4 protein-coding genes and 2 tRNA genes are annotated in these 7,275 nt (G+C 41.8%); 5 read left to right on the plus strand and 1 reads right to left on the minus strand.

Annotation, left to right across the window (positions count from 1 at the left end; translation table 11 throughout):
* The 3 genes from ACR2F3_RS04060 to ACR2F3_RS04070 all read left to right on the plus strand — a co-directional run.
* The coding region (locus ACR2F3_RS04060; protein ID WP_432708701.1) for a PD-(D/E)XK nuclease family protein at positions 1-1,833 on the plus strand (1,833 nt) is incomplete at its 5' end.
* Positions 1,834-1,899: 66 nt separating this feature from the next.
* Positions 1,900-2,886 carry a pyruvate dehydrogenase complex E1 component subunit beta gene (locus ACR2F3_RS04065; RefSeq protein ID WP_432708702.1) on the plus strand — a complete coding sequence of 329 codons (987 nt, stop codon included), beginning with the start codon at positions 1,900-1,902 and terminating at the stop codon, positions 2,884-2,886.
* Positions 2,887-2,961: 75 nt separating this feature from the next.
* Positions 2,962-5,265, plus strand: coding sequence for a Tex family protein (locus ACR2F3_RS04070; protein ID WP_432708703.1), 2,304 nt, complete (start codon positions 2,962-2,964; stop codon positions 5,263-5,265).
* Between the two features lie 37 nt (positions 5,266-5,302).
* On the opposite strand, the gene ACR2F3_RS04075 is transcribed toward ACR2F3_RS04070, so the two are convergent.
* On the minus strand, positions 5,303-5,776 hold the full coding sequence (locus ACR2F3_RS04075) for an Lrp/AsnC ligand binding domain-containing protein (RefSeq protein ID WP_432708704.1): 474 nt from the start codon (positions 5,774-5,776) through the stop codon (positions 5,303-5,305).
* Between the two features lie 151 nt (positions 5,777-5,927).
* Between ACR2F3_RS04075 and ACR2F3_RS04080 the strand changes: the two genes are divergently transcribed.
* Positions 5,928-6,035: transfer RNA gene (locus ACR2F3_RS04080), tRNA-Asp, on the plus strand.
* 24 nt (positions 6,036-6,059) lie between these two features.
* Positions 6,060-6,203, plus strand: a tRNA-Asp gene (locus ACR2F3_RS04085).
* Positions 6,204-7,275: the final 1,072 nt, after the last annotated feature.

A 7,275-nucleotide genomic window follows, 5' to 3' on the forward strand; every position in this document is an offset into this window, starting at 1 on the left:
TTAGACCTTAACGTCACCATGGGTTATCCGCTAGTGGCCAGTTCTATTTTTGGGTTGGCGGATTTATGGTTAACCGTGCAGGCTCAATTGACCGAAGGCGAAAAAGAAACCGTTAGTTTCAAAGAGGTAGAAGCGTTTCTTTCTCATCCCCTAACGGGAATTAGTGAAAAGACCCGCGATAAAATTCAGCAAAAGCTGGTGGAGGAACAATTGGTCGAAGTACCACTTCACCGCCTGAAAGGACAAAAGCGCTTGTTTGAGCTGTTCTTTACAAAGGTAATGGATGCTGGCGAAGCCATTAATGCTTTACAACGTGTGTTAAAGTATGTACTGGAGCAGCAGCTGGAGCAAAAAACGCTCAAGCAGACGGAAACAGATCTATTTGTTGCCGTGATCAAGGAGTTAAACCAGCTGCATGATGCACTGGCAGAGCACCTGCAAAGCGGCGCCGTGAACAAAGAACTCACTTTCGTGCTGTCTTTAATTCAACGGGCGGTGCAGGGGATTGCGGTGCCTTTATCTGGCGAGCCTTTACAAGGTATACAGGTGATGGGTTTACTGGAAAGCAGGAACCTTGATTTTGAGAACGTTTATATTTTAGGCGTAAATGAAGGTATCTTACCTCAGGTGAGTATATCCCCAAGTTTTATTCCCGATAGTATCCGCAGGGCACATGGCTTACCGGTACTGGAAAACCAGGATGCCATTTCAGCCTATATGTTTTACCGGTTGCTTCAACGGTCCGATAAAATCAGTCTTGTATACAACGCACAGGCCGATGACACGAATACAGGTGAACCCAGCCGCTTTTTACGACAACTGGAATATGAAAGTGGTTACCAGTTTAACTACCTGGAGCACCAGCAAATTATTTCGACCGAAAGTAAGGTAACAGTGCAGGTTGTGAAAGACCACCAAGTAATGAGCTTGCTTAATAAATACCTGAGTGGAGAGGCGCGGCTTTCAGCATCGGCACTTACTACTTATATCAATTGCCCCTTGCAGTTCTTTTACCGCTATGTGGCCAAAATTGAAGAGCCCAAAGAGGTGGTAGAGAATGTGGAGGCCAATATTATTGGTCTGATGCTGCACTGGGTGCTGGAAACTTTTTACAAGGAGCTGAAGAAGGAGGATCCGGAGATGACCAGAGAGCGGATAGCACAGCACCGTAAAACCCTCGGTAGCCTCGCCGAACGTGCCTTTGCCCAGGTGGTTTTTAACGATGAGCATCATGCCGTGGCACATAACGGCATGCAAAAAGTGGTGTTGGCCATCGTGATGGAATACGCGGGTATTATATTAGATTACGACGAAACGCATGCGCCGTTCGAAATTCTTGCTTTAGAGCAGAAGGACCACATCCCCTTTAAATTTACCGTAAATGGCGTGGAGAAAACCATTGTCCTGCATGGTGTTATAGACAGGATAGATCAAAAAGCAGGGGTGATCCGCATCGTCGATTATAAAACGGGAAGTGACGATTTGCGCTACTCTAACCTTGATGATGTGTTTGATACTGATGGCAAAAAGCAAAATAAAGCGCTCGTTCAAACACTCTTTTATACGCATGTTTACGAAACTGCAAATGCTAAAGATTGGGTTGAACCTAATATTTATAGTGTCCGTAATATGCGTAAAGATGGGGCGCTGTTTATGGAAGGTAAGGAGAAAACTAAACTGACTGGCATGCACCTTCACCAGATAAAACAGGAGTTTTTACAGTTGCTGCGGTTAAAACTATCACAGTTATTTGATGAAAATATACCCTTTAAGCCCACTACAGTGGAAAATAGCTTCACCTATTCACCTTACATTACATTATGTGGTATGTAATTAAAACACTACTTTTTAATTAGATTACAATAGTTATATTTGCCACAGTTAACATTTGAAGATACAATGAGAGAGATTCAATTTAGAGAAGCCCTGCGTGAAGCCTTAAGTGAAGAAATGCGTAAAAATGAAAACGTATTTTTAATGGGCGAAGAAGTTGCCCAATATAATGGTGCTTATAAGGTTAGTCAGGGAATGTTGGATGAGTTTGGCGCCAAACGCATCATTGATACCCCTATTGCTGAGCTTGGTTTTACCGGTATCGGTATTGGCGCTGCAATGAACGGATTAATTCCAATCGTAGAATTTATGACCTTTAACTTCTCTTTGGTTGCTATCGATCAGATTATTAACGGTGCAGCGAAAATGTTGTCTATGAGTGGTGGACAGTTTCCTATTCCTATCGTTTTTCGTGGCCCAACTGGTAACGCTGGACAATTAGGTGCACAACACTCACAAAACTTTGAAAACTGGTATGCTAACTGTCCAGGTTTAAAAGTTGTTGTTCCTTCTACTCCTTACGAAGCTAAAGGTTTGTTAAAACAATCCATCATTGATCCGGATCCAGTTATTTTCATGGAATCTGAGGTGATGTATGGTGATAAAGGTGAAGTTCCTGAAGAAGAATATTACATTCCACTAGGAAAAGCAAATGTTACCAAAGAAGGTACTGATGTAACGATCGTTACTTTTGGTAAAATGTTAACCCGTGTAGTTAATCCAGCTGTTGAAGAGTTAACAAAAGAGGGAATTAACGTAGAAGTTATCGATTTACGTACTGTTCGTCCTATCGATTACGCTACCATCATTGAGTCGGTTAAGAAAACCAACCGTTTAGTAATTGTTGAAGAAGCATGGCCATTGGCTTCCATTTCTTCAGAAATTGCTTTCAACGTACAGAAAAATGCTTTCGACCACCTTGATGCGCCAGTATTGCGTATTACTTGTGCCGATGTGCCGCTTCCATATGCACCAACGCTTATTGCAGCTAGTTTGCCAAACGCAGAACGTGTAGTGAAAGCTGTTAAAGAAGTGATGTACGTAGCAAAATAGTTATTGTCATAAACTGAGATATGAATCCCGAAGACTTTTGTCGTTCGGGATTTTTTCATTTTAAAAGATATCAATATGAGTCAACACTCAAAAACCATTGCCCTTGAACTAGGGGTTACAGAAAAACAAGTATTAGCCACCATCGGGTTATTGGATGAAGGGGCTACCGTGCCTTTTATTTCCCGTTACCGTAAAGAAGTAACCGGAAGCTTAGATGAAGTGCAGGTTGCAGCTATTCGCGATCGTTTTCAGCAGTTGCGTGATTTAGATAAAAGGCGGGAAGCTATTTTAAAGGCTTTAACGGCCCTTTCTAAATTAACGCCTGAATTGGAGGCGCAAATTAATGCTGCGGTAACCATTCAGGCCATTGAGGATATTTACCTTCCTTATAAACCCAAACGTAAAACCAGGGCTTCAGAAGCCAGGAAAAAAGGTTTGGAGCCTTTGGCTTTAATGATTTTGGAACAGGGTAATGCCGATCCGGAAACAGAGGCGGCTAAATACCTGAATACGGACCTTGGTGTTGCTTCTGTAGCTGATGCACTGGCGGGTGCCCGTGATATCATTGCAGAAATGGTGAATGAAAACGCGGAAACCAGAACAGCTATGCGCAAGTATTTCCAGCAACAGGCCAGCTTTAAGGCTTCTGTGGTTGCGGGTAAAGAAGAGGAGGGGATTAAGTACAAAGATTATTTTAACTGGGAAGAACCTGTGAAATCTGCGCCTTCGCATCGTGTATTGGCCATGCGACGTGCAGAGAATGAGTCAATCCTGAAGCTGGAGGTATTACCTCCCGAAGATGGTGCCCTGGCTTTGCTGGAAAAACAGTTTATTAAAAAGCAGAATGCACAGGCTAAGCAAGTGCAGCTGGCTATACAGGATGGTTATAAACGCCTGCTTGCGCCATCCATGGCTAACGAGCTGCGGGTGCTGGCAAAAGAAAGAGCTGATGAAGAGGCCATCCGGGTATTTGCAGAAAATGCCCGTCAATTATTATTAGCTGCCCCAATGGGACAGAAAAATGTAATGGCCATTGACCCGGGTTTCCGTACAGGTTGTAAAGTGGTGTGCCTCGACAAACAGGGCAAGTTATTGGAAAACACAGCCATCTATCCGCATACCGGACAAGGAAATGTAAAAAAGGCCAGCGAAATTATTCAGAAACTTTGTGAAACCCACCAGGTAGAAGCGATTGCCATTGGCAATGGTACAGCAGGTAGGGAAACAGAGCTTTTTATTCGTGGTTTATCCATTCCAGGCATTACCGTGGTGATGGTAAATGAAAATGGTGCTTCCATTTATTCTGCTTCTGATGTGGCCCGCGAAGAATTTCCTGATCACGACATTACCGTAAGGGGAGCTGTTTCCATCGGACGTCGTTTAATGGATCCTTTGGCAGAACTGGTAAAAATAGACCCAAAGTCGATTGGTGTAGGGCAGTACCAGCATGATGTTGATCAGAATAAATTACAGCAATCACTGGATGATACCGTGATGAGTTGTGTTAATGCTGTTGGCGTGGAATTAAATACCGCATCAAAAGAGGTATTGGCCTATGTTTCTGGCTTAGGTCCGCAACTGGCACAAAATATTGTAACCTACAGAAATACACACGGCGCTTTCAAAAACAGGGAAAGCTTGAAAAAAGTGCCTCGTTTAGGTGATAAAGCCTTTGAACAGGCGGCTGGTTTCCTTCGCATTCGCGATGCCGCACATGTGTTGGATGCAAGTGGGGTGCACCCTGAACGTTATCCTTTAATTAATAAAATGGCTGATGATCTTGGATGCAGCCTTGCGGAGTTACTTAAAGATAAAGAAAAACAGAAGCAGATTAAGTTGCAGCAATATGTAAGTGAGCAGGTGGGTTTACCCACGCTTACGGATATTATGCAGGAGTTGGCTAAACCGGGGCGCGATCCAAGGGAGCAGTTTGAGGTGTTTAGCTTTACAGATGGGGTAAATGAGATTGCGGATTTAAAAATCGGCATGAAACTGCCTGGAATAGTAACCAACATTACCAATTTTGGTGCTTTTGTAGATATTGGTGTCCACCAGGATGGACTGGTACATACCAGCCAGCTAGCGGACAAGTTTGTAGCCAACCCTAATGATGTGGTTAAAGTGCATCAAAAAGTAGAGGTTACAGTGATGGAGGTGGATGTTGCCCGTAAACGTATTTCCCTGTCGATGAAAACAGGTAAATCAGAAGCCAGGCCAAAAGCTGCGCATTCTTCCCATAAACCTGCCGCGAAAGCAGCACCTTCGGCTGCGACAAATAGTAGAGTGGATCGCCCTAAAGCAAAAACAGACCGTGTGAAAGCAAATGCAGAAGGTGATTTACAGTTAAAGCTGGAAGCGTTAAAGAATAAATTTAAATAAAGCCTTATTTATAAGGTCGCATAAAAGGCAGGTGGAATTATAATTCTATCTGCCTTTTTATGCTTTCTTCAAGTGATATCAACGTTTCCGTACGTTGTATACCCGGTACTGCCTGGATCTCTTCATTTAATACATGGCGCAGGTGGCTGGTGTCTCTGCAGATGATTTTAGCAAACATGCTATAGGATCCTGTGGTATAATGTAACTCCACAACTTCCTTTATTTTGCTTAGCTGCGCTACTGCATCTTTATACTGTATCCCTTTTTCGAGGTAAATGCCCAGGAACGCACAGATGTCATAACCCGCTTTTTGTGGGTCGATGATTAAGTGCGAACCTTTAATGATGCCCATTTCCTGCAATTTCTTCATCCTAACGTGGATGGTACCCCCAGAAACGATGAGGTCTTTGGCAATTTCGGTGTAAGGCTTAGTCGCATCCACCATAAGTTGCTTTAAGATATCAATATTCAGGTTATCAATTTCTGAATTTTGGGTTTCTTTTTTAATCATGATTTGAATATATAATAATGAATTGCTAATATAATTACTAATTTACTAATAATAAAATTAAATGTTTAAAATATTTGCAACGTATTGGGGTTGTTGTTACATTTGTATCAAGCAAACGGAAAAAAAATAGTTCTTTAACGTAGCTTAACAATGTAGGGTGGTGGAACTGGCAGACGCACCTCCTTGTCTCGGTGGTGGAGATTATAGAAAACCCGTAAGGGCTAACTACTCCTTGAAGGTTCGACTCCTTCCCCTACAGCTAAAGAGTAAGTTCTTTATTTAATGTTGGGTGGTGAAATTGGCAGACACACCTCCTTGTCTCGGTGGTGGGGATCATGGGATAAACACAGTTTATGGGTTGACCACAAATTAATTTTGAACTGCGGCTAACTTCCCCTTGAAGGTTCGACTCCTTCCCCAACAGCCAGTTTTTTTATGAATAATAAGTTAGTTAAAAATGAGCGTTCCAGGATTGGCCGCTCTTTTTTTGTGGTAAAACCAGCGTTAGCTGGTGCATGAGCCGGAACTATGCCCATCTACGGGTAACTCTCCTTTCCCTTTTTTATTTGCAGTACTGCAGAGTATATATATTTTCAGTAAGGACTACTTTAAATAATTTTTGATTGCTGTAGGTAGCGGTAAGTGATATGCTGATGTGTAGTCCAGGGTACCATGATTTTTCTTGTGACGGATGGGATGGTTATCATATTCATCTTTGGGTGCCGTTAAGGTGATGAAGTGCCGAGGGATTGAGGAGATTTAAATTGGTAGCTGTGTCACATACTAAAGTGATTACCCAATCGTTTTCAATTTTGTGTTTTATTTTTGAAGGGATTTAGGATATAACTGGAAGCCCATTTTGCGTTATTAGAGTAGATAATAGAAGGTTTATACAGAAAATAGCATATGACCACATCCTTTACATATATATGCGGTTCGCTATATTATGATAAATGAGTTAATTTATTGCCCGCAGATTTCCCTTTAAGTATGTATTATGAGTTGGGGAGGTCGACTTTCAGATTAATGAGCGGAGGCTTAAAATAAAAACCGTAATTCTTTAGGCTCTGGGATAGCCTGTTAGCTTGTGCATACAAATATAAGCTGCAATTGTTTTGCGGGGATAAAATATTTTCCTACTTTTGCATCCCGCTTCGGAGGAAGGGAAACAGTGAAAGGGATATAGAGAAGGTTGATTTGAAGAGTTAAAAGTAGTAATGTTGTTCTGAGTTTTAAAAAGCTTAACGCTTATTTAAACAAAAAGAAAAAGTTTAAAAAAAAAGCTTGACAATAATAAAAAGATTACTACCTTTGCCATCCCAAACAACAAGGGAATTTAGCAGCGGAGCTGCTAGAAGAAAAACAAGATTGAAACGACTGATTTTACAAACTGACTTTCGGAGGAATAGACCGAGAAGAAACTGAAAAAATTAGTTGCAACATATAAAGGTAACCGTGAGGTACTACCGAGAAGTTCATTAAAGAGATGTCATTTATCA

Source organism: Pedobacter sp., assembly GCF_045627485.1.
Classification (GTDB): domain Bacteria; phylum Bacteroidota; class Bacteroidia; order Sphingobacteriales; family Sphingobacteriaceae; genus Pedobacter.